This is a genomic window from Celeribacter neptunius, assembly GCF_900113955.1.
GTDB lineage: Bacteria > Pseudomonadota > Alphaproteobacteria > Rhodobacterales > Rhodobacteraceae > Celeribacter > Celeribacter neptunius.
The window spans coordinates 1-22,368 of the sequence record NZ_FORH01000013.1; the positions used below are offsets into that span (position 1 = coordinate 1).

The 22,368-nt window shown below is 60.3% G+C and carries 18 protein-coding genes and 1 tRNA gene; 16 read left to right on the forward strand and 3 right to left on the reverse strand.

The genetic code is table 11. The features are described from left to right. Positions 1–14: 14 nt before the first annotated feature. A complete protein-coding gene (locus BM151_RS21745; RefSeq protein ID WP_177213247.1) occupies positions 15–344 on the reverse strand; it encodes a hypothetical protein in 330 nt (109 codons plus the stop codon). Positions 345–598: 254 nt separating this feature from the next. Here BM151_RS21745 and BM151_RS21035 point away from each other — a divergent pair, with 254 nt between their 5' ends. The 11 genes from BM151_RS21035 to rpoC all read left to right on the forward strand — a co-directional run bounded on the left by BM151_RS21035 (position 599) and on the right by rpoC (position 14,882). Next, the gene (locus BM151_RS21035; RefSeq protein WP_090063314.1) at positions 599–1,771 is read left to right on the forward strand and encodes an MFS transporter; all 1,173 of its coding nucleotides are present in this window, start codon (positions 599–601) and stop codon (positions 1,769–1,771) included. Between the two features lie 79 nt (positions 1,772–1,850). Continuing rightward, a tRNA-Trp gene (locus BM151_RS21040) sits at positions 1,851–1,926 on the forward strand. 95 nt (positions 1,927–2,021) lie between these two features. Then, positions 2,022–2,225: a preprotein translocase subunit SecE gene (gene secE, locus BM151_RS21045; RefSeq protein ID WP_090063318.1), complete on the forward strand. Its 204-nt coding sequence runs from the start codon at positions 2,022–2,024 to the stop codon at positions 2,223–2,225. Between the two features lie 44 nt (positions 2,226–2,269). Then, positions 2,270–2,836 (forward strand): pyridoxamine 5'-phosphate oxidase family protein, encoded by a 567-nt coding sequence (locus tag BM151_RS21050; RefSeq protein ID WP_090063321.1) that lies wholly within the window; start codon positions 2,270–2,272, stop codon positions 2,834–2,836. A 161-nt stretch (positions 2,837–2,997) separates the two neighbouring features. Then, entirely contained in the window at positions 2,998–3,537 is a 540-nt protein-coding gene (gene nusG, locus BM151_RS21055) for a transcription termination/antitermination protein NusG (protein WP_090063323.1), read from the forward strand. 126 nt (positions 3,538–3,663) lie between these two features. Then, positions 3,664–4,113 carry a 50S ribosomal protein L11 gene (gene rplK, locus BM151_RS21060; protein ID WP_090063326.1) on the forward strand — a complete coding sequence of 150 codons (450 nt, stop codon included), beginning with the start codon at positions 3,664–3,666 and terminating at the stop codon, positions 4,111–4,113. Next, positions 4,113–4,811, forward strand: coding sequence for a 50S ribosomal protein L1 (gene rplA, locus BM151_RS21065; protein WP_090063328.1), 699 nt, complete (start codon positions 4,113–4,115; stop codon positions 4,809–4,811). Before rplK ends, rplA begins: the two co-directional genes overlap by 1 nt. Positions 4,812–5,229: 418 nt before the next feature. Continuing rightward, positions 5,230–5,742: a 50S ribosomal protein L10 gene (rplJ, locus tag BM151_RS21070; protein ID WP_090063330.1), complete on the forward strand. Its 513-nt coding sequence runs from the start codon at positions 5,230–5,232 to the stop codon at positions 5,740–5,742. 74 nt (positions 5,743–5,816) lie between these two features. Continuing rightward, positions 5,817–6,191: a 50S ribosomal protein L7/L12 gene (rplL, locus tag BM151_RS21075; protein WP_090063332.1), complete on the forward strand. Its 375-nt coding sequence runs from the start codon at positions 5,817–5,819 to the stop codon at positions 6,189–6,191. Positions 6,192–6,441: 250 nt separating this feature from the next. Beyond that, positions 6,442–10,578: a DNA-directed RNA polymerase subunit beta gene (gene rpoB, locus BM151_RS21080; protein ID WP_090063334.1), complete on the forward strand. Its 4,137-nt coding sequence runs from the start codon at positions 6,442–6,444 to the stop codon at positions 10,576–10,578. Between the two features lie 56 nt (positions 10,579–10,634). Then, positions 10,635–14,882: a DNA-directed RNA polymerase subunit beta' gene (gene rpoC, locus BM151_RS21085; RefSeq protein WP_090063338.1), complete on the forward strand. Its 4,248-nt coding sequence runs from the start codon at positions 10,635–10,637 to the stop codon at positions 14,880–14,882. An 89-nt stretch (positions 14,883–14,971) separates the two neighbouring features. Here the strand turns inward: rpoC and BM151_RS21090 are convergent, their stop codons facing one another. Further along, the gene (locus BM151_RS21090) at positions 14,972–15,832 is read right to left on the reverse strand and encodes an alpha/beta fold hydrolase (protein ID WP_090063340.1); all 861 of its coding nucleotides are present in this window, start codon (positions 15,830–15,832) and stop codon (positions 14,972–14,974) included. Between the two features lie 94 nt (positions 15,833–15,926). Further along, positions 15,927–16,925: a glycosyltransferase family 2 protein gene (locus tag BM151_RS21095; RefSeq protein ID WP_177213248.1), complete on the reverse strand. Its 999-nt coding sequence runs from the start codon at positions 16,923–16,925 to the stop codon at positions 15,927–15,929. 151 nt (positions 16,926–17,076) lie between these two features. Here BM151_RS21095 and BM151_RS21100 point away from each other — a divergent pair, with 151 nt between their 5' ends. The 5 genes from BM151_RS21100 to tuf all read left to right on the forward strand — a co-directional run. Continuing rightward, positions 17,077–17,982, forward strand: a complete 906-nt coding sequence (locus tag BM151_RS21100) for a DMT family transporter (RefSeq protein ID WP_245781280.1) — start codon at positions 17,077–17,079, stop codon at positions 17,980–17,982. A gap of 307 nt (positions 17,983–18,289) precedes the next feature. Further along, positions 18,290–18,661, forward strand: a complete 372-nt coding sequence (gene rpsL / locus BM151_RS21105; protein WP_090063346.1) for a 30S ribosomal protein S12 — start codon at positions 18,290–18,292, stop codon at positions 18,659–18,661. Positions 18,662–18,673: 12 nt separating this feature from the next. Then, positions 18,674–19,144, forward strand: a complete 471-nt coding sequence (rpsG, locus tag BM151_RS21110; RefSeq protein ID WP_090063349.1) for a 30S ribosomal protein S7 — start codon at positions 18,674–18,676, stop codon at positions 19,142–19,144. 30 nt (positions 19,145–19,174) lie between these two features. Next, positions 19,175–21,292 carry an elongation factor G gene (gene fusA / locus BM151_RS21115; protein WP_090063351.1) on the forward strand — a complete coding sequence of 706 codons (2,118 nt, stop codon included), beginning with the start codon at positions 19,175–19,177 and terminating at the stop codon, positions 21,290–21,292. Between the two features lie 69 nt (positions 21,293–21,361). Further along, positions 21,362–22,368 (forward strand): elongation factor Tu (gene tuf / locus BM151_RS21120; protein WP_090063353.1); only part of this gene is annotated, 1,007 nt, incomplete at its 3' end.

The following is a 22,368-nucleotide window of genomic DNA, read 5'->3' on the forward strand; positions in this document are numbered from 1 at the left end:
ACATGTCTCCAAAATCATCGAGTGATCTCTCGCTGATTTGAGAATAGAAAAGGGCGCTCCGTGGAGCGCCCTTTTTGTTTGGGATCGGATGATCGGGTCAGACCATAGCGGCCTGTCTGGTGCTGTGATCCGGCGTGTCGATGAGGTTGCGCTCCAAAAGTGAGGCGGTCATGTCGAGAATGGATTGCGGTGAGGCGATGGGTTTGAGCCCCATCGGCGCGGATGTCGCTGTCGAACAGCCCCATGATCCGCACCAGCCAGTCGGGCGCGCCGCGCCGCAGCAGTTTCGCTTTCAACTTGGGATCGGCTCTGGCCAGGGTCTCGGCGATTTCGGGCTCGGACATCGGGGCAAAGCCTGCCGGGTGAGGCGGAGCATCTTGCCGGGCAGGTGATCGCCTGTGCCGACGGGATCAACCGTCTCTTGCCCGACCCGTCCCGAATGCAGGGGGATATCCGACTGATGGGGACGCGTCTGCTGGGGGGAGCTGATCGGAGGGCGGATCAGGTCGGCGCTGCGGCTGGGCAGTGTCATCGTCGCGTCACATGTCAGGCCTAAGAAGGCGCCCTTTGCCCCGTTCAATAGAGCGACCTGCCTGTCATGTCCCCAAAAGCCTTTGCTCCGTTGCTCCTGCTCCTGACTGGCACTTGCGCGACCGCGTCGCTCATACCGTTCATGGGCGTCTATATCGTCGAAGGGCTGGGCAAGGCGCCGCTCCATATCACGCTCTACGCGCTGGTGGTTCTGCCGCTGACGCTTTTGACCAATCGTCACTTCGGTGAGCGGATCGATCGGGCGAAGCCGATTGCGCCTCTGATCCTGATTTCACTGATCGCCTATGTCATTGCTGCGCTGAGCAATCTCGTGCTGCACAGCTATCTCGCGCTGGTGCTGATCGCGGCGCCCTGTATGGCGCTGGCCAATGGCGCGGTGTCGAGCATGTATTCCTATGGCCGGCTGATGGCGGAACGCGAAGGCTGGGAGGTGGCGCGCTACAATTCCTATCTGCGGGCGACCACCTCGCTCGGCTGGATGATCGCGCCGGCGCTGGCCTATTCATTGGCGGGGGCCTTCGGACACAGATGGGTCTTCGCGCTGGGGCTCGGCTTCGCAACGCTGTGGTTTCTGATCTGGTTGGTCACCATGCCCAAAAGCTTTGCCGCTCCCGCGAGAGACCGGGGGGCACAAGCGGGTGAAGAGGCATTGCGGGGGCCGCTCTGGCTGGCTGCCGCTGTCTGCTTTCTGATCGCGCTCGCGCATGTGACGGCCACCGGGGCGATCCCGTTGTTCGTTCTGAGCGAGCTGGGCTTGCCTGCGGCGACCCCCGGGATGATGCTCTCGGTGAAGACCGCGATGGAGATTGCAGTGATCCTGTTCACGCCGGTCATCCTGAAGCGGCTTGGTGCGCGCGGGGCCTTGAGCCTGTCCGGAGGTCTCGCCATGGTCGTCTACGGGATGTTTGCGAATGCGCAAACGCAGGTCCAGGTTCTGATACTGGCGGGGTTCGAAGGGGTCTATTACGGTGTCTTCGCGGCGGTGGGGCTGATCTATATGCAGGGGTTTGCCGGTGAGCGCCTGGGAGGGGCGACGGCGCTTTATATGAACGCATTGTTCCTCGGCGGGCTGATCGCCAATCTCGTCATGGGCGCGGTGGCGCAGGTCCGGGGATTCGGGGCGAGCCTTTTGACCGCGTCGGGATTCGCCGCTCTCGCGCTTCTCTTCCTGGCGGGGCTGGTGCTGCGGGAGGCGCGATGCCAGGCCGGGTGCAGGTGAGTTTGCGGTCGAAATCGTGATTGGCGACGTTTTCCGCTTGCAAAGCGGGACGCCCTTTCGTATCTCCAGCCTCGGCCTTAGGGGTATAGCTCAGCTGGTAGAGCGACGGTCTCCAAAACCGTAGGTCGCGGGTTCGAACCCTGCTGCCCCTGCCAATTCCCTCAATTTTCCGGGACGAAGGGCTGGCGGGCTTGAAATTACCGTCCCGCTCGCGTATCTGCGCCGGGTAGACAAGGTTCAGGACAAAGATATGGCCACGAAAACCACCAATCCGCTGCAGTTCATCCAACAGGTGCGCGCCGAGGTCTCCAAGATCGTCTGGCCGACCCGTCGCGAGGTGATGCTGACGACGCTGATGGTCTTCGTCATGGCGGCGCTCACCTCGGTGTTCTTTTTCCTGGTGGACCTGATTATCCGCAACGGGCTTCAAGGATTCCTGAACCTGTTCGGCTGAGGCCCTCTGCGCTATGCTCCTCTGCATTGTTCAGGGGAGGTCTCATGGCCAAGTTTTTCGACAGCATTACCGATCCGCTGCGCCGCATTGCCGAGCGTCAGCACATCTTCTTTGTCGCCAGTGCCGCCGAGGGCGCACGGGTGAATGTTTCGCCACGCCCGACCAGGGACACGCTGCGCATCACCGGGCCGAATGAGGTGATCTATCTCGACATGACCGGCTCCGGCATGGAAACGGCGGCGCATCTCAAGGCCGACGGTCGGATGACCATGATGTTCTGTTCCTTCGATGCGCAGCCGATGATCGTGCGGTTCTTTGGCACCGGGCGCTCGGTGTTCCGGGGCAGCGACGAATATCAGGCTCTGCTTGACGCGCATTTCGATGGCAAGGAATTGCCCGGCGCGCGCCAGATCGTCGTGCAGACGGTCGAGGCGGCGCAGAGTTCCTGCGGCTATGGCGTGCCGTTCTTCGAGTATCAGGGCGAGCGCCCGACATTGCGGGAATGGTCCGAACGCAAGGGCGAGGACGGGATCAAGGCCTATTGGCAGGACAAGGGGCTTGCGTCCCAGGATGGCTTGCCGACCGGTCTCGAGGTGGCGCTTGAGACTTGAACTCAAGGCGTTGAAGCGTTAGAGGGGGCGCACTCATCCGTCAGGGCGTGCAGCGATTCGAGTTGCGCGCCGCTTTACTGTTTCGGGGAGTTGCGCAAAAGCGCAGGGAATTTAAACACATCCGGTCATCGCGACCGGAGAGAAGAAAAGGCAAAGGCACCATGGCGAAGCGTTGGTATTCGGTGAGCGTTCTCTCGAACTTCGAGAAAAAAATCGCCGAAGCGATCAAAACGGCCGTGGAAGAAAAAGGCCTTGAGGATCAGATCGAAGAGGTTCTGGTGCCGACCGAAGAGGTCATCGAGGTGCGCCGGGGCAAGAAGGTGACGACCGAGCGTCGTTTCATGCCGGGCTATGTGCTCGTGCGCATGGAAATGACCGATGAGGGCTATCACCTGATCAACTCGATCAACCGGGTCACCGGGTTCCTCGGGTCCTTTGGCAAGCCGATGCCGATGCGCGACAGCGAGGTCGAGGCAATCCTCGGTCGCGTGCAGGAAGGTGGCGAAGCCGTCGCACCGCGCAACACCATCACCTTCGAGGTGGGCGAACAGGTCTCCGTGGCCGAGGGCGCTTTCGAGGGCTTCGATGGCATGGTCGAGGAAGTCGACGAGGCCAATCAGCGCCTCAAGGTCTCCGTCTCGATCTTTGGCCGGGCCACCCCGGTCGAGCTGGAATTCACTCAGGTCAACAAACAGGTCTGAGCGAGCGTCCGGGTCTCTGGCCCGGATATCACCCGTGGGAGGCAAGGGGCGCGCGCGCCCTGAACCAGACCACACAACTTGAGAGCCGCAGAACGCGTTTTGCGGCAGTTGGAAAGGAAAAGGCCTATGGCTAAGAAACTCGCAGGTACGATGAAACTGCAAGTGCCCGCCGGTCAAGCGAACCCGTCCCCGCCCGTGGGTCCGGCGCTCGGTCAGCGCGGTATCAACATCATGGAATTCTGCAAGGCGTTCAACGCCAAGACGCAGGATATGGAGCCCGGTGCGCCGTGCCCGACCGTGATCTCCTACTACTCCGATAAATCCTTCGCGATGGACATCAAGACGCCGCCGGCGTCCTATTACCTCAAGAAGGCTGCCGGTCTGAAGCCGGTCGGCAAGCGTAACCGTCCGCGTGGCGCCGAGAACCCGGGTCGCGAGACCGTGGCTTCCGTCACCGTCGCTCAGGTGCGTGAAATTGCCGAAGCGAAGATGAAAGATCTCAACGCCAACGACATCGAAGGCGCAATGCAGATCATCGTCGGTTCCGCGAAATCCATGGGCATCGAGGTGAAGTGATGGCAAAATTTGGCAAACGTATCACCGCTGCCCGTGAAGCTTTCGCTGGCAAAGAGAATGTCTCCGTCGAGGAAGCCGTTGAGCTGATCAAAGCCAACGCCTCCGCCAAATTCGACGAGACCGTTGAGATCGCGCTGAACCTCGGTGTTGACCCGCGCCACGCTGACCAGATGGTCCGCGGCGTTGTCTCCCTGCCGAACGGCACCGGCAAAACCGTCCGTGTGGCCGTGTTCGCCCGTGGCCCGAAAGCCGATGAAGCCACCGCTGCCGGTGCTGACATCGTTGGCGCCGAAGACCTGATGGAAACCATCCAGGGCGGCACCATCGAGTTCGATCGCTGCATCGCGACCCCGGACATGATGCCGATCGTCGGCCGTCTCGGTAAGATCCTCGGCCCGCGCAACCTGATGCCGAACCCCAAAGTCGGCACCGTGACCATGGACGTGAAAGCGGCCGTGGAAGCAGCCAAAGGCGGCGAAGTGCAGTTCAAAGCCGAGAAAGCCGGTGTCGTGCACGCTGGCGTTGGCAAGGCCTCCTTCGACGCGGCCAAGCTGGCCGAAAACATCCGCGCTTTCGTGGATGCGGTTCAGAAAGCCAAACCGACCGGTGCCAAAGGTGCCTACATGCAGAAGGTCTCCGTGTCTTCGACCATGGGCCCGGGTGTTTCCATCTCCGTGGACTCCGCCACCGGCAATTGATCTGAGCGATCAGATTCTGACAAGTTTGAAAGGCGTCCCGTTTGGGGCGCCTTTTCTTGTGGTCTGCGTTCCGGGTTCGGAAATGTGTCGTGTATCCACTCTGTTGCGCGGCTACGGGCGGATTGATCGTCGGAGAGCCTTGCACTCCCCTTCAATCCCCTCTAAACACCCTCTTGCAGCCCAGCGTGCGATTCGTCGTGCGCTGTTTTGCGTTTCGTCCGAGACGGTGGGTGTCAGCGATCTGGCTGGCATAATTCCTGCCTGAGACGGGAAAGACGATAAGTTTCCAAGGTATTCCCTTAGCGGTATTCCTCGGGCGACTTTGGCGCAGCCCCGTATACGGACTTCGAGCCTCGACCATCCGGAAGAGGTAGAATTGAGCCGGGAGGGGCGACCCTCCCATACTTGGAGTAAAACTGTGGATAGAGCACAAAAAGAAAAGGTGATCGAAGAGCTCGGTCAAATCTTTGAAAGCTCTGGCGTGGTCGTCGTTGCACACTACGCAGGTCTTACGGTTGCTGAAATGCAGGATCTGCGCGCGAAAATGCGTGACGCAGGTGGTGCAGTTCGCGTTGCCAAGAACCGGCTCGCCAAAATCGCCCTTGAAGGAACGCCGAACGCACCGATCAGCGATCTTCTCAATGGTATGACCGTTCTCGCCTATTCCGAGGACCCTGTCGCAGCAGCGAAAGTGGTCGTCGATTACGCCAAAGACAACGAGAAACTCGAGATTCTCGGTGGCGCAATGGGCGGTGAAGGTCTTGATGCCAACGGTGTCACCCGTGTCTCCAAAATGCCGTCCCGCGAAGAGCTTCTGGCTCAAATCGCGAGCTGCATCGGGGCCCCGGCGTCCAACATCGCTGGCGCACTTGGCGCACCCGCTTCGAACATCGCGGGCATCCTTTCCACGATCGAGGAAAAGGCTGCCTGAGCAACCTCATGAACCTGCGTGGGCCGCATAAACGCCTAACGTTGGAACACACTTAAACGAACGGAAACAGTACAATGGCTGATCTGAAGAAACTTGCTGAAGAGATCGTTGGTCTCACCCTTCTCGAAGCTCAAGAGCTGAAAGAAATCCTCAAAGACGAATACGGCATCGAGCCCGCTGCTGGCGGCGCTGTGATGGTTGCTGGCCCGGCTGGCGACGCTGGTGCGGCTGCTGAAGAGAAGACCGAATTCGACGTCGTTCTCAAAGACGCTGGCGCTTCCAAAATCAACGTCATCAAAGAAGTCCGCGGCATCACCGGCCTGGGCCTCAAAGAAGCCAAAGAGCTCGTCGAAGCCGGCGGCAAGATCAAAGAAGGCGCTTCGAAAGAAGAAGCCGAAGAGATCAAAGGCAAACTGGAAGCAGCTGGCGCCTCCGTCGAGCTGGCCTAATTGCCACGGCCCTAGGGCCACTGAAATTACGAGCTGGACCCGGGTTTCCCGGGTCCAGCTTAACCTGTCTTAGAAAGGGCCTTTCGCAAGATGCGATGAGAGGGTCTTTTCTCAGGAGAGGTTCAATGGTCGGGAGCCCCCTTTGGGACGGGGGCAGGAATAGACCGATCCTCTCTGTTTCGTCAGGGCACAGGGTGCGGCGCCCAACGCATCTTTGTCGCTCGCGAAAATTCGAAAGGTATAGACGCTTATGGCATCGTCCTTCCTCGGCCAGAAACGGCTCCGCAAGTACTACGGCAAGATTCGCGAAGTGCTTGAAATGCCGAACCTCATCGAGGTTCAAAAATCCTCCTACGATCTTTTCCTGAAATCCGGTGACGCTGCCGAGCCGCAAGACGGCGAAGGCATCAAAGGCGTGTTCCAGTCGGTCTTCCCGATCAAGGATTTCAACGAGACCGCCGTGCTCGAGTTCGTGCGCTACGAGCTTGAGACCCCGAAATACGACGTCGAGGAATGTCAGCAACGCGACATGACCTATTCGGCGCCCCTGAAGGTCACGCTGCGTCTGATCGTGTTCGATGTGGACGAGGATACCGGTGCGAAATCGGTGAAGGACATCAAGGAACAGGACGTGTTCATGGGCGACATGCCCCTGATGACGCCCAACGGCACCTTTGTGGTGAACGGCACCGAGCGCGTGATCGTGTCTCAGATGCACCGTTCCCCGGGCGTGTTCTTCGATCACGACAAGGGCAAGACCCATTCTTCGGGCAAACTGCTGTTCGCCTGCCGGATCATTCCCTATCGCGGTTCCTGGCTCGACTTCGAATTCGACGCCAAGGACATCGTCTATGCCCGTATCGACCGTCGCCGCAAACTGCCGGTGACCACGCTGCTCTATGCGCTGGGGCTCGATCAGGAAGCGATCTGCGACGCCTATTACAACACCGTCGATTTCAAGCTCGAGAAGAACAAGGGTTGGGTGACCAAGTTCTTCCCGGAGCGTGTGCGCGGCACCCGTCCGTCCTATGATCTCGTCGATGCGGCCACCGGTGAGGTGATCTGCAAAGCGGGCGACAAGATGACCCCGCGTGCGGTGAAAAAGATCATCGACGAAGGTTCCGTCACCGAGCTTCTGGTGCCGTTCGAGCATATCGTCGGCAAATTCGTCGCCAAGGACATCATCAACGAAGAGAACGGTGCGATCTATGTCGAAGCCGGTGACGAGATCACCTATGAGCTCGACAAGGATGGTGACGTGATCGGCGGCTCCCTGAAAGAGCTGCTGGATGCCGGCATCACCGATATTCCGGTGCTCGACATCGACGGCGTCAACGTCGGCCCGTACATGCGCAACACCATGGCGGCCGACAAGAACATGAACCGCGAAACTGCGCTCATGGACATCTATCGCGTCATGCGTCCGGGTGAGCCGCCGACGGTCGAGGCCGCTTCGACCCTGTTCGACAGCCTGTTCTTCGATTCCGAGCGCTACGACCTGTCGGCCGTGGGCCGCGTGAAGATGAACATGCGTCTGGCCCTCGATGCGCCGGACACCATGCGCACGCTGCGTCGCGAAGACATCGTGTCCTGTATCAAGGCGCTGGTCGAGCTGCGTGACGGCCATGGCGACGTGGACGATATCGACCACCTCGGCAACCGTCGTGTTCGCTCCGTCGGCGAGCTGATGGAAAACCAGTACCGCGTCGGTCTTCTGCGCATGGAACGTGCGATCAAGGAGCGGATGTCCTCCGTCGAGATCGACACGGTGATGCCGCAAGACCTGATCAACGCGAAACCGGCCGCCGCCGCGGTGCGTGAATTCTTCGGCTCCTCGCAGCTGTCGCAGTTCATGGACCAGACCAACCCGCTTTCCGAAGTGACGCACAAGCGTCGTCTCTCGGCGCTTGGCCCGGGCGGTCTGACCCGCGAACGTGCCGGCTTCGAGGTCCGCGACGTGCACGTGACCCACTACGGTCGCATGTGCCCGATTGAAACGCCGGAAGGTCCGAACATCGGTCTGATCAACTCGCTGGCGACCTTTGCCCGGGTGAACAAATACGGCTTCATCGAAACCCCGTATCGCAAGGTGATCGACGGTCAGGTGACCGATGAGGTCTCCTACATGTCCGCGACCGAGGAAATGCGTCACACCGTGGCCCAGGCCAACGCGACGCTCGACGCCGAAGGCCGCTTCATGAACGACCTCGTGTCCACTCGTCAGTCCGGTGAACACGCGCTCAATCCGCCGTCTTCCGTCGACCTGATCGACGTGTCGCCGAAACAGCTGGTCTCGGTCGGTGCCGCGCTCATTCCGTATCTGGAAAACGACGACGCCAACCGCGCGCTCATGGGCGCCAACATGCAACGTCAGGCCGTGCCGCTTCTGCGTGCCGAGGCGCCGATCGTCGGCACCGGCATGGAAGGCAAGGTCGCGATCGACTCCGGCGCCGCCATTCAGGCCAAACGGGCCGGTATCATCGACCAGGTGGACGCCACCCGTGTCGTGATCCGCGCCACCGAGGATCTGGAACTGGGCGATGCCGGCGTGGACATCTACCGTCTGCGCAAGTTCCAGCGGTCGAACCAGAACACCTGTATCAACCAGCGTCCGCTGGTGAAGGTTGGCCAGCGCGTGTCCAAAGGCGAGGTGATCGCCGATGGTCCGTCGACCGATATGGGCGAACTGGCTCTTGGGAAAAACGTCATCGTCGCGTTCATGCCCTGGAACGGCTACAACTACGAGGACTCCATCCTGATCTCCGAGCGCATCGCGCGTGACGACGTCTTCACCTCGGTCCATATCGAGGAATTCGAAGTCGCTGCCCGTGACACGAAGCTCGGGCCGGAAGAGATCACCCGCGACATCCCGAACGTCGGTGAGGAAGCGCTGCGCAACCTCGACGAGGCGGGCATCGTCTATATCGGTGCTCACGTCGAGCCGGGCGACATCCTTGTCGGTAAGATCACGCCGAAGGGCGAAAGCCCGATGACGCCGGAGGAGAAACTCCTGCGCGCCATCTTCGGTGAGAAAGCCTCCGACGTGCGCGACACTTCGCTGCGGGTGAAACCGGGTGACTACGGTACGGTCGTGGAAGTCCGCGTGTTCAACCGTCACGGCGTCGAGAAAGACGAACGTTCGCTGCAGATCGAGCGTGAGGAAATCGAACGTCTGGCGCGTGACCGCGATGACGAGATGGCCATTCTGGACCGCAACATCTACGCGCGTCTGAAAGACCTGATCATGGGCAAAGTCGTGGCCAAGGGTCCGAAGGGCGTCAAATCCGGCGTCGTGGTGGACGATGAGCTGCTCTCCATGCTCTCGAAAGGTCAGTGGTGGCAGCTCGCCCTCGAAGACGAGGATGATGCTCAGATCGTCGAGGCGTTGAACGCTCAGTACGAGGCTCAGAAACGTGCGCTCGAGCACCGGTTCGAGGACAAGGTCGAGAAAGTCCGTCGTGGCGACGACCTGCCGCCGGGCGTGATGAAGATGGTCAAAGTCTTCATCGCCGTGAAGCGCAAGCTTCAGCCGGGCGACAAGATGGCCGGTCGTCACGGCAACAAAGGTGTGATTTCGCGCGTTGTTCCGATGGAAGACATGCCGTTCCTCGCCGATGGTACTCCGGTCGACTTCTGTCTCAACCCGCTGGGTGTGCCGTCGCGGATGAACGTCGGTCAGATCCTCGAGACCCACACCGGTTGGGCCTCTCGCGGGCTGGGCATTCAGGTCGATGAGGCGCTGCAGGAATACCGTCGTTCCGGCGATATGACTCCGGTGCGTGACGCTCTGAAATTCGTCTATGGCGAAGAGGTCTATGACGAAGGCTTCGCCCCGATGGAAGACGATGACCTGATCGAAGCCGCTGGCAATGTTACCAAAGGTGTGCCGGTCGCGACCCCGGTCTTCGATGGCGCCAAAGAGGCGGACATCAACGACGCCCTGACGCGGGCCGGGTTCGATACCTCGGCGCAGTCGGTGCTCTATGATGGCCGCACCGGCGAGCAATTCGCCCGCAAGGTCACTGTCGGTGTGAAATACCTGCTGAAACTGCACCACCTCGTGGATGACAAGATCCACGCCCGTTCCACGGGTCCGTACTCGCTCGTCACCCAGCAGCCGCTCGGTGGTAAGGCGCAGTTCGGTGGTCAGCGTTTCGGGGAGATGGAGGTCTGGGCCCTCGAAGCCTACGGTGCCGCCTACACCCTGCAGGAAATGCTCACGGTCAAGTCGGATGACGTGGCCGGCCGTGCGAAAGTCTACGAGTCGATCGTCAAGGGCGAAGACAACTTTGAAGCCGGCGTGCCGGAGAGCTTCAACGTGCTTGTCAAAGAAGTCCGCGGCCTCGGCCTCAACATGGAACTCCTGGACTCGGAGGGTGAGGAGTAAGGGCCTTGGGCCCTTACCCTCCCTCCCTTTCCGAGACAATCTGAGGAACTCAAGAGATGAACCAGGAACTCACAACCAACCCGTTCAACCCGCTGGCGTCTCCCGCGACCTTCGACGAGATCAAGGTCTCGCTGGCGTCGCCGGAACGCATTCTGTCGTGGTCCTACGGGGAAATCAAAAAGCCCGAGACGATCAACTACCGGACCTTCAAGCCGGAGCGCGACGGTCTGTTCTGTGCCCGTATCTTTGGTCCGATCAAAGATTACGAATGTCTCTGCGGCAAATATAAGCGCATGAAATATCGCGGCGTTGTCTGCGAGAAATGCGGTGTCGAGGTTACGCTCCAGAAAGTGCGTCGCGAGCGCATGGGCCATATCGAACTGGCCGCCCCCGTCGCGCATATCTGGTTCCTGAAATCGCTGCCGAGCCGGATCGGCCTCATGCTCGACATGACGCTGCGCGATCTGGAACGCGTGCTCTATTTCGAAAACTACGTGGTGATCGAACCGGGTCTGACGGACCTCTCCTACGGTCAGATGATGACCGAAGAAGAGTACATGGACGCCCAGGATCTCTATGGCATGGACGCGTTCGAAGCCGACATCGGCGCCGAGGCGATCCGCAAGATGCTCTCCAACATCGATCTCGAGTCGACCGCAGAACAGCTGCGCGAAGACCTGAAAGAGGCGACCGGCGAGCTCAAGCCCAAGAAGATCATCAAACGTCTGAAAATCGTCGAGAGCTTCCTTGAATCCGGCAACCGCCCGGAATGGATGATCCTGACCGTGATCCCGGTGATCCCGCCGGAGCTGCGCCCGCTGGTGCCGCTCGACGGTGGCCGTTTCGCGACCTCTGATTTGAACGATCTCTATCGTCGTGTGATCAACCGGAACAACCGTCTGAAACGCCTGATCGAGCTGCGTGCGCCGGATATCATCGTCCGCAACGAAAAGCGGATGCTGCAGGAATCCGTCGACGCTCTGTTCGACAACGGCCGTCGTGGCCGCGTCATCACCGGTGCCAACAAGCGCCCGCTGAAGTCGCTCTCCGACATGCTGAAGGGCAAACAGGGTCGTTTCCGTCAGAACCTTTTGGGGAAACGGGTCGACTTCTCCGGTCGTTCGGTCATCGTGACCGGCCCGGAGCTGAAGCTGCACCAATGTGGTCTGCCGAAGAAGATGGCGCTCGAGCTGTTCAAGCCGTTCATCTATTCGCGTCTGGAAGCCAAGGGCCTGTCTTCGACCGTGAAGCAAGCCAAGAAGCTGGTGGAAAAAGAGCGTCCGGAAGTCTGGGATATCCTCGATGAGGTGATCCGCGAACATCCGGTGATGCTGAACCGTGCGCCGACGCTGCACCGTCTCGGTATTCAGGCGTTCGAACCCACGCTGATCGAAGGCAAGGCAATCCAGTTGCACCCGCTCGTCTGTTCGGCGTTCAACGCCGACTTCGACGGGGACCAGATGGCTGTCCACGTGCCGCTCTCGCTCGAAGCTCAGCTCGAAGCCCGCGTGTTGATGATGTCCACCAACAACGTGCTGTCGCCGGCCAACGGCGCGCCCATTATCGTGCCGTCGCAGGATATGATCCTCGGCCTCTATTACATCACGATGGAGCGCGAAGGGATGAAGGGCGAAGGCATGGTCTTCTCCGACATCGAGGAAGTCGAATACGCGCTGACCGCCGGCGAGGTGCATCTGCACGCCAAGATCACCGCGCGGATCAAGCAGATCGACGAACACGGTCAGGAAGTGCTCAAGCGCTACGAGACCACCCCGGGCCGTCTGCGTCTCGGTGGCCTGCTGCCGCTCAACGCGAAAGCGCCGTTCGAGCTGGTCAACCAGCTTCTGCGGAAGAAAGACGTGCAGCGCGTCATCGACACCGTCTACCGTTACTGTGGTCAGAAAGAGTCGGTGATCTTCTGTGACCAGATCATGTCCCTGGGCTTCAAGGAAGCGTTCAAGGCCGGCATCTCCTTCGGCAAGGACGACATGGTGATCCCGGACAACAAGTGGACCATCGTCGATGCGACCCGCGATCAGGTGAAAGACTTTGAACAACAGTACATGGACGGCCTGATCACCCAGGGCGAGAAGTACAACAAAGTCGTCGATGCCTGGGCCAAGTGTAACGACAAGGTCACCGAGGCGATGATGAACACCATCTCCGCCAACAAGCGCGATGAGAATGGCGCCGAAATGGAACCGAACTCGGTTTACATGATGGCCCACTCCGGTGCGCGGGGCTCCGTCACCCAGATGAAACAGCTGGGCGGCATGCGCGGCCTGATGGCGAAACCCTCGGGCGAGATTATCGAAACGCCGATTATCTCGAACTTTAAAGAGGGTCTGACCGTGCTCGAGTACTTCAACTCGACCCACGGTGCCCGTAAGGGTCTGTCGGATACCGCTCTGAAAACCGCGAACTCCGGTTACCTGACCCGTCGTCTCGTCGACGTGGCACAGGACTGCATCGTGCGTCAGGTCGATTGTGGCACCGAGCGTGCGATCACGGCGGAAGCTGCGGTCAACGACGGTGAAGTCGTGGCCTCGCTCTCCGAGCGTCTCCTGGGTCGTGTGGCCGCAGATGACATTCTGCGTCCGGGCACCGATGAGGTGATCGTCTCCAAGAACGAGCTGATCGACGAACGCAAGGCCGACGCCATCGAAGCGGCTGGTATCGCCACCGTGCGGATGCGCAGCCCGCTGACCTGTGAGGCCGAAGAGGGCGTTTGCGCCATGTGCTACGGTCGCGACCTGGCCCGCGGTACGCTGGTCAACCAGGGTGAGGCCGTCGGCATCATCGCGGCCCAGTCGATCGGTGAACCTGGTACGCAGCTGACGATGCGGACCTTCCACATCGGCGGCGTTGCCCAGGGTGGTCAACAGTCCTTCCAGGAAGCCAACCAGGAAGGCACGGTGGTCTTCCGCGATACCAACCTGCTGGCAAACCGTCATGGCGAGAAAATCGTCATGGGCCGGAACATGGTCATGGCCATCGTGGACGAGAACAAGGTCGAGCGCGCGTCGTTCAAACTTGGCTACGGCACCAAGGTCTTCGTCGAAGAGGGCGCTGCGATTTCGCGTGGCGACAAGCTCTTCGAATGGGACCCGTACACGCTGCCGATCATCGCGGAGAAATCCGGTAAGGCGAAATTCGTCGACCTGATCACCGGCCTGTCGGTGCGTGACGAGACCGATGACGCCACCGGCATGACCCAGAAGATCGTGTCCGACTGGCGCTCTGTGCCGCGCGGTGGCGATCTCAAGCCGGAGATCCTGATCCTCGGCGAAGATGGCGAAGCGGTGCGCAACGATGCCGGCAACCCGGTGACCTATCTGATGTCCGTGGATGCCATTCTTTCGGTTGAAGATGGTCAGGACATTCAGGCTGGTGACGTGGTCGCGCGTATTCCGCGCGAAGGCGCCAAGACCAAGGACATCACCGGTGGTCTGCCGCGCGTGGCCGAACTGTTCGAAGCCCGTCGTCCGAAAGATCACGCGATCATCGCCGAAATCGATGGTTACGTGCGCTTCGGCAAGGACTACAAGAACAAGCGTCGCATCTCGATCGAACCGTCGGATGAAACGATGGAGACCGTCGAGTACATGGTGCCGAAAGGCAAGCACATCCCGGTGGCCGAAGGCGACTTCGTCCAGAAGGGTGACTACATCATGGACGGGAACCCGGCCCCGCATGACATCCTTGCCATCATGGGCGTCGAAGCGCTTGCGAACTACATGATCGACGAGGTCCAGGACGTCTATCGTCTGCAGGGCGTGAAGATCAACGACAAGCACATCGAAGTCATCGTTCGTCAGATGTTGCAGAAATGGGAGATCTCGGAATCGGGTGACACCACGCTGCTCAAGGGCGAAGCGGTCGACAAGGTCGAGTTCGACGAAGCCAACGCGAAAGCGGAAAGCAAGGGCGGTCGCCCGGCGAAAGGTCAGCCGATCCTCCTGGGGATCACCAAGGCCTCGCTGCAGACCCGGTCCTTCATCTCCGCAGCCTCCTTCCAGGAGACCACCCGCGTGCTCACCGAGGCCTCGGTCCAGGGCAAGCGCGACAAGCTGGTGGGTCTCAAGGAGAACATCATCGTTGGTCGCCTGATCCCGGCCGGTACCGGCGGCGCCACCCAGCGCGTCCGCCGCATCGCCGCCGAGCGCGACAATGTGGTGATCGAGGAGGCGCGTGCAGAGGCCGAAGCCGCCGCACAACTGGCCGCCCCGGTCATGGATGTGATGGGCGACGAGGCAGAAGACACGCTCTTCGTCGAAACCCCGGAAGGCTCCTTCGACGAATAAGTCGAGCTGATATGATAAATGAAAGGCCCCGCAGAGATGCGGGGCCTTTTGCTTTTGGGACCATGCGCGGGCGGCATGTCGAGGGGGTTCTACACTTTCTCGAGATGCTGCTGGATGGCAGTCAGAACCTCTTCGGGGCGCTCTTCGACCAGAAAGTGTCCGGCATCGACCGCGTGCCCCCGGGCGTGGGGAAACCAGCGGCGCCATGCCTCGAGAGGGTCGAGATGATGGGCGACCACACCGCGTTTCCCCCATAGGACAAGGCAGGGGATGGGGCTGGTCCGCCCGAGATCGGCACGGTCGTGATCAAGGTCGGTGGTCGCCGCCGCGGTATAGTCTGCGCACCACGCGGCGATGACGTCGGGGTTCTCGGCGGCGGTTTCATAGGCGGCGAGGGCCTCAGGGGCGAATATGTTCAGTTCGCCGGAAAGTCCGACAAGGGCGGAATGCAGGAACAGAAGTGGCTCGGCGGCAATGAGCCTTTGCGGCATATCGCCGGGTTGCGACAGGAACAGCCAGTGATAATAGCGTCTGGCGAGCCAGTCATCCATGGTTTGCCAGACATCGAGCGTGGGCAGGATATCAAACAGAGCGACGCTTGCCACGTGGTCGGGATGGTCGAGGACCATCCGATGAGCCGTGCGGGCGCCGCGGTCGTGAGAGATCACATGGAACCGCTCGTGTCCGAGGTGTTTCATCAGCGTGACCTGATCCTGGGCCATGGCGCGGAAGGTGAAATCTCCGTCCTTTGCAACAGACTGACCATAGCCCCGCAGATCCGGCACAACCACGCGGTAGGACTGCGCAAGCCGATCGGCGATGACATGCCACATCACATGGGTTTGCGGGTAACCATGGAGCAGGAGAAGCGGTGTCCCCGTGCCGCCTATGCGGGCATGAAGGGTTGCCCCGTCGACCTCAATTTCCGTCTCGGAAAAATTCTGAAACATGGTGGCTTTGAACCTTTGTCGTGAGAGGCAAAGTTTAACCGGCTGGCGCGTCTGTTCAATACGAGCGGATGCACAATGCAGAAGCGCTATTCGCTCACCTCAGCCGCGCCGCCTCGGTCCGGTGATGTTGCCAGCGCGGGTCGTCCTTGGCCTCGAACCCGTTCGCCCTGCCAAGCCGTTCGACGTAATCCATGCAGCACTGGTGATGCAGGCGCATGAGCTTCGGTTCGGAGGTGATTTCCTCATAGACGGCATCGAAGCGATCCGCGTATTTCAGGGCGCTGTCGTCCTCAATCTCGTTGCGGTTCTTGCCCCTGTAGAAAGCCTCGGTGTAGCGGTCGCGCCCGGCGGCGGAAGACGGGGTGCCGCGTTTGAGCGCATAGCTCTCGGGGGTGCGCACCGCGTAATGGTTGAGCTGGGCGTACTCATGGGTAATCCAGGCCGCGGGTGTCATGCTGATCTTGCTCTGGTTCGGGTGATAGCCGCGCATCACCCTGCCGTCGCACCGCCGCATCAGGTTGGGCGCCGTGCCCCAGCTTCCCTCGCCGTTCCAGCGCCGGGGCGAATGCACACCGATCTTCTTGAAATCGCGCGGCCAGCGGATCAGGGTTTTGAAGAACACATTGCAATTGTGCTGATGCTCGGAACTGAGCAGGAAGCGGCGATGGGTGAGTTCGTCCGACCAGCTTGCGTAGCCGGCACTTCCGAAACAGCGCCAGTGCACGGCGATGCCGTGGGTGCGCTCCGGCTCGAACGCGTCAATCAGATCCTCCAGAAGCCCGTCGCCCTTATGGATCACCAGAAACTCGTCGACATCGATGGGAAAGACCCATTCGGCCTCCTGCACACGCGGATGCTCCCGGATCAGCCGCAGGGCGGTTTGCTTGACCGGCCTGTCCGGTTCGGCGGCATAGGGCAGGGCGGTGATCAGCCCCTCGGCATCCAGCGCCGTCAGCAGCCAGGGAGAATGGTCCGTACAGTCGTTGTAAAGGATCACAATATGGTCGAAGCCGAGCATGAGATACCAGGCGACCCATTCGAGTATGAACGGCCCCTCGTCCTTCATCGTGGTGACCACAAGCCGCTCGCCCATACCGTAATCCCTTTTTGACAATGCCCCCACAATGCAAAGCCGTGTGCGCCAGAGCAAGAGCCGGATCATGGCAGGTGCACAGCCGTTTCGCTTCCGCAGGGCGGCAACCGGTGATACGGGAAATGATCGGCGATGAAACAGGGCGGTCTCCATGAAATTTTCCCCCATGAATTTTTTTCACGGCTTGCCGGAGAATACGCGCGGGGCGATGTTGATGGCGCTTTCCATGGCGGCCTTTACCACCAACGACAGTTTCATGAAGGGCGTGTTGGCCGAGGTGCCGCTGTTCCAGGCGCTGTTCCTGCGCGCCAGCCTGAATCTCGTCATGCTCTTCGCGGTCCTGGCGCCGCTCATCGGGCCGGTGCGTTTCGATCTCTCGCGGCGCGACTGGGGCTTTGTCACGGTCCGTTCGCTGGCCGAGGTCGGGGCGGCCATGTGTTTTCTGTCGGCGGTCAGCCATATGCCGCTGGCGAATGCCACCGCGATCATGCAGACCATGCCGCTGTCGATCACGGTGGCCGGCTGGCTGTTGTTTCGCGATCCGCTGGGCTGGCGGCGGCTGGTTGCGATCGGGGTCGGGTTTTGCGGCGTGCTGCTGATCGTGCAGCCCGGGACAGAGGGGTTCAGCGCCTATGCGCTGCTGGCGGTTCTGGCCATGCTCTGTGTCACCTGCCGCGACATCATCGTGCGCAAGATGCATGAAAGCGTGCCCAATGCGACGGTGACCTTCGGCGCCATTCTGGCGGTTTGGCTTGCCACCGGCCTGTTGAGCATGGGGCAGGGCTGGGCGCCGGTGCCCGTCAAGGCCTGGGCTCAGCTGCTCGGGTCGGCGTCTTTCCTGATCGTCGGCTACGTGACCTCGGTGGCGGTGATGCGGGTGGGGGAGATGTCCTTTGTCTCGCCGTTCCGGTACACGGCGCTGGTCTGGGCCTTGCTGATCGGCCTTCTGGCCTTTGGCGAATGGCCGAACACGCTGGCGCTTGTCGGGGCGGTGGTGATCGCGGGCACCGGGATCTACACGGTTCTGCGCGAGGCGCGGCTCCGGCGCAGGGGCTGAACGGACGGTCCGGGCGGGAAACGGCTGCGGCAGTTGACAAGGCCTCCGACTCTCCATATACCGCGCCCCATCCGGCATAGGGGGACGTCCCTTGTTCGCCGACTTCTAAATCGTAGTGATCAAGATCAGGGCAATTTAAGGCGCACTGATCCTCTGGGAACTCACCGCGTCGTTCACCTCGGAATGGGAACGATTGCGGGTTTTCGTGCTATTTGGACGCAAGTGGCACATCGACATCGTAATCGCCCCGGCAGGGCCATCATGGTCGCCACCGAGGTTCATAAAAATCTAGGAACGGGATACCCCTATGCCAACGATTCAACAGCTGATCCGCAACCCGCGTCAGCCCAAGCGCAAGACTTCCAAGTCCATGCACCTGGAGCAGTGCCCGCAGAAACGCGGCGTCTGCACCCGTGTTTACACCACCACCCCGAAAAAACCGAACTCCGCTATGCGGAAAGTCGCCAAGGTGCGTCTCACCAACGGTTTCGAGGTCATCTCTTACATCCCCGGCGAGAGCCACAACCTTCAGGAACACTCCGTGGTTCTGATCCGTGGCGGCCGTGTGAAAGACCTTCCGGGTGTCCGTTACCACATCCTGCGTGGTGTTCTGGATACCCAGGGCGTCAAAGACCGTAAGCAGCGTCGTTCGAAATACGGCGCTAAGCGTCCTAAATAAGGAGATCACGGAATGTCTCGTCGTCACGCCGCTGAGAAGCGCGAAGTCCTGCCCGACGCCAAGTATGGCGATCGCGTGCTGACCAAATTCATGAACAACCTGATGATCGACGGCAAGAAATCTGCCGCCGAGAAAATCGTCTACAACGCCCTGACCCGCGTCGAAGACAAGCTGAAAAAAGCGCCGGTTGAAGTGTTCCACGAAGCCCTCGACAATGTGAAACCCTCGGTTGAGGTTCGTTCCCGTCGTGTGGGTGGTGCCACCTACCAGGTTCCTGTCGAAGTGCGCACCGAGCGTCGCGAAGCTCTCGCCATCCGCTGGCTGATCTCCGCCTCCCGCGCCCGCAACGAGAACACCATGGAAGAACGTCTTGCCGGTGAGCTGCTCGACGCAGTAAACGGTCGTGGCGCTGCTGTTAAAAAGCGCGAAGACACCCATAAGATGGCCGACGCGAACAAAGCGTTCAGCCATTACCGCTGGTAACTCAACTCAGGCCCTTAGGACCGAACACCAATGGCACGCGATTATCCCCTCGACCGGTACCGTAACTTCGGTATCATGGCGCACATTGATGCAGGTAAAACCACCTGTTCCGAGCGCATCCTCTTCTACACCGGCAAGTCCCACAACATCGGTGAGGTGCACGACGGTGCAGCCACCATGGACTGGATGGAGCAGGAGCAGGAACGCGGCATCACCATCACCTCCGCTGCGACGACCACGTTCTGGGAGCGCACGGAAGACGGTGAAACCGCCGACACCGAAAAGCACCGGATGAACATCATCGACACCCCCGGCCACGTGGACTTCACCATCGAGGTGGAACGTTCCTTGGCCGTGCTCGATGGTGCCGTTGCCGTTCTCGACGCCAACGCCGGCGTTGAACCGCAAACCGAAACCGTGTGGCGTCAGGCTGACCGCTACAAGGTTCCGCGGATCGTGTTCGTCAACAAGATGGACAAGATCGGTGCAGACTTCTTCAACTGCGTTCGCATGATCGAAGACCGCACCGGTGCGCGTGCCATTCCCGTCGGTATCCCGATCGGCGCGGAAAACGAACTTGAAGGCCTGATTGACCTCGTCACCATGGAAGAGTGGCTGTGGCAGGGTGAAGATCTGGGTGCGTCCTGGATCAAAGCTCCGATCCGCGACTCTCTCAAGGACATGGCCGACGAATGGCGTGGTAAGATGATCGAAGCCGCCGTCGAAGAAGACGACGACGCGATGATGGAATACCTCGAAGGCAATGAGCCCGACGTGGCCACCCTGCGCGCCCTGCTGCGCAAAGGCACCCTGGCCCTGCACTTTGTGCCGGTTCTGGGCGGTTCCGCGTTCAAGAACAAAGGCGTGCAGTCGCTGCTCAACGCCGTGATCGACTACCTGCCGAGCCCGCTCGACGTTGTCGATTACATGGGCTTTAAGCCGGGTGACGAAACCGAAGAACGGAACATCCCGCGTCGTGCAGACGACGACATGGCCTTCTCCGGCCTGGCGTTCAAAATCATGAACGACCCGTTCGTCGGCTCCCTGACCTTCACCCGGATCTACTCCGGCGTGATGAAAAAGGGCGACACGCTGCTGAACTCCACCAAAGGTAAGAAAGAGCGCGTCGGTCGTATGATGATGATGCACTCCAACAACCGCGAGGAGATCGAAGAAGCGTTTGCGGGCGACATCATCGCGCTGGCGGGTCTGAAAGACACCACCACGGGTGACACGCTCTGTGATCCGAAAGATCCGGTGGTTCTCGAAACGATGACCTTCCCCGATCCGGTGATCGAGATTGCCGTCGAGCCGAAAACCAAAGGCGACCAGGAGAAAATGTCCGCAGGTCTGGCACGTCTCGCTGCCGAAGACCCGTCCTTCCGCGTCGAAACCGACCTCGAGTCCGGTCAGACCATCATGAAGGGCATGGGCGAACTTCACCTCGACATTCTCGTCGACCGTCTGAAGCGTGAGTTCAAAGTGGAAGCCAACATCGGCGCGCCGCAGGTGGCTTATCGCGAGACGATCTCCCACGAGGTCGAGCACAGCTACACTCACAAGAAACAGTCGGGTGGTTCCGGTCAGTTCGCTGAAGTCAAAATGGTCATCACCCCGACCGAGCCGGGCGAAGGTTACTCCTTCGAATCCAAGATCGTTGGTGGTGCCGTTCCGAAAGAATACATCCCGGGTGTCGAAAAAGGCATCAACTCGGTGATGGATTCCGGTCCGCTTGCCGGCTTCCCGGTGATCGACTTCAAAGTGGCTCTCATCGACGGTAAATTCCACGACGTGGACTCCTCCGTCCTCGCCTTCGAAATCGCTGCCCGTATGTGCATGCGCGAAGGGATGCGGAAAGCCGGTGCGAAACTCTTGGAACCGATCATGAAAGTCGAAGTGATCACCCCGGAAGAATACACCGGCGGTATCATCGGCGATCTGACCTCGCGTCGCGGTCAGGTTCAGGGGCAGGACACCCGCGGCAACGCGATCGCGATCGACGCGTTCGTGCCGCTGGCCAATATGTTCGGCTACATCAACACCCTGCGTTCCATGTCTTCGGGCCGTGCGCAGTTCACGATGCAGTTCGACCATTACGAAGCTGTGCCTTCGAACATCTCGGAAGAAATTCAGGCCAAATACGCGTAAGCGTGGCCTCAGCCAACAAGGGGGATCGGGGCGATCCGATCCCCAAACAGAATGTAACAGGAGGCCACTATGGCTAAGGAAAAGTTTGAGCGTTCCAAACCGCACGTGAACATCGGCACGATCGGTCACGTTGACCACGGTAAAACCACGCTGACCGCAGCGATCACCAAATACTTCGGTGACTTCAAAGCCTACGACCAGATCGACGGCGCACCGGAAGAGAAAGCCCGCGGCATCACCATCTCGACGGCCCACGTCGAGTACGAGACCGAGAACCGTCACTACGCGCACGTTGACTGCCCCGGTCACGCTGACTACGTGAAAAACATGATCACCGGTGCGGCCCAGATGGACGGCGGCATCCTGGTTGTGAACGCGGCTGACGGCCCGATGCCGCAGACCCGTGAGCACATCCTGCTTGCCCGTCAGGTCGGCGTGCCGGCTCTGGTCGTGTTCATGAACAAGGTTGACCAGGTCGACGACGAAGAGCTCCTCGAGCTCGTCGAAATGGAAATCCGTGAGCTGCTCTCCGAGTACGACTTCCCGGGCGACGATATTCCGATCATCGCGGGGTCCGCTCTGGCCGCTATGGAAGGTCGCGATCCGGAGATTGGCGAAGAGAAGATCAAAGAGCTGATGGCCGCCGTTGACGCGTACATCCCGGAACCCGAGCGTGCGATCGACCAGCCGTTCCTGATGCCGATCGAAGACGTGTTCTCGATCTCGGGTCGTGGTACGGTTGTGACCGGTCGTGTCGAGCGCGGCGTGATCAACGTGGGCGACGAGATCGAAATCGTCGGTATCAAAGACACCACGAAAACCACCTGTACCGGTGTTGAAATGTTCCGCAAGCTGCTCGACCGCGGTGAAGCCGGCGACAACATCGGCGCGCTCTTGCGCGGTGTGGACCGTGAAGGCGTCGAGCGTGGTCAGGTTCTGTGTAAGCCGGGCTCGGTGAAGCCGCACACCAAGTTCGAGGCTGAGGTCTACATCCTCACCAAAGAAGAAGGTGGCCGTCACACGCCGTTCTTCGCGAACTACCGTCCGCAGTTCTACTTCCGCACCACCGACGTCAC

Coding starts and splice junctions, on each gene's coding strand:
- BM151_RS21035 (WP_090063314.1), top strand. CDS start 599: ATGTCCCCAAAAGCCTTTGCTCCGTTGCTCCTGCTCCTGACTGGCACT.
- fusA (WP_090063351.1), top strand. CDS start 19,175: ATGGCACGCGATTATCCCCTCGACCGGTACCGTAACTTCGGTATCATG.
- BM151_RS21100 (WP_245781280.1), top strand. CDS start 17,077: ATGAAATTTTCCCCCATGAATTTTTTTCACGGCTTGCCGGAGAATACG.
- BM151_RS21050 (WP_090063321.1), top strand. CDS start 2,270: ATGGCCAAGTTTTTCGACAGCATTACCGATCCGCTGCGCCGCATTGCC.
- rpoB (WP_090063334.1), top strand. CDS start 6,442: ATGGCATCGTCCTTCCTCGGCCAGAAACGGCTCCGCAAGTACTACGGC.
- BM151_RS21095 (WP_177213248.1), bottom strand. CDS start 16,925: ATGGGCGAGCGGCTTGTGGTCACCACGATGAAGGACGAGGGGCCGTTC.
- BM151_RS21745 (WP_177213247.1), bottom strand. CDS start 344: ATGTCCGAGCCCGAAATCGCCGAGACCCTGGCCAGAGCCGATCCCAAG.
- nusG (WP_090063323.1), top strand. CDS start 2,998: ATGGCGAAGCGTTGGTATTCGGTGAGCGTTCTCTCGAACTTCGAGAAA.
- rpsL (WP_090063346.1), top strand. CDS start 18,290: ATGCCAACGATTCAACAGCTGATCCGCAACCCGCGTCAGCCCAAGCGC.
- rplK (WP_090063326.1), top strand. CDS start 3,664: ATGGCTAAGAAACTCGCAGGTACGATGAAACTGCAAGTGCCCGCCGGT.
- rpoC (WP_090063338.1), top strand. CDS start 10,635: ATGAACCAGGAACTCACAACCAACCCGTTCAACCCGCTGGCGTCTCCC.
- BM151_RS21090 (WP_090063340.1), bottom strand. CDS start 15,832: ATGTTTCAGAATTTTTCCGAGACGGAAATTGAGGTCGACGGGGCAACC.
- rplL (WP_090063332.1), top strand. CDS start 5,817: ATGGCTGATCTGAAGAAACTTGCTGAAGAGATCGTTGGTCTCACCCTT.
- rplA (WP_090063328.1), top strand. CDS start 4,113: ATGGCAAAATTTGGCAAACGTATCACCGCTGCCCGTGAAGCTTTCGCT.
- rpsG (WP_090063349.1), top strand. CDS start 18,674: ATGTCTCGTCGTCACGCCGCTGAGAAGCGCGAAGTCCTGCCCGACGCC.
- secE (WP_090063318.1), top strand. CDS start 2,022: ATGGCCACGAAAACCACCAATCCGCTGCAGTTCATCCAACAGGTGCGC.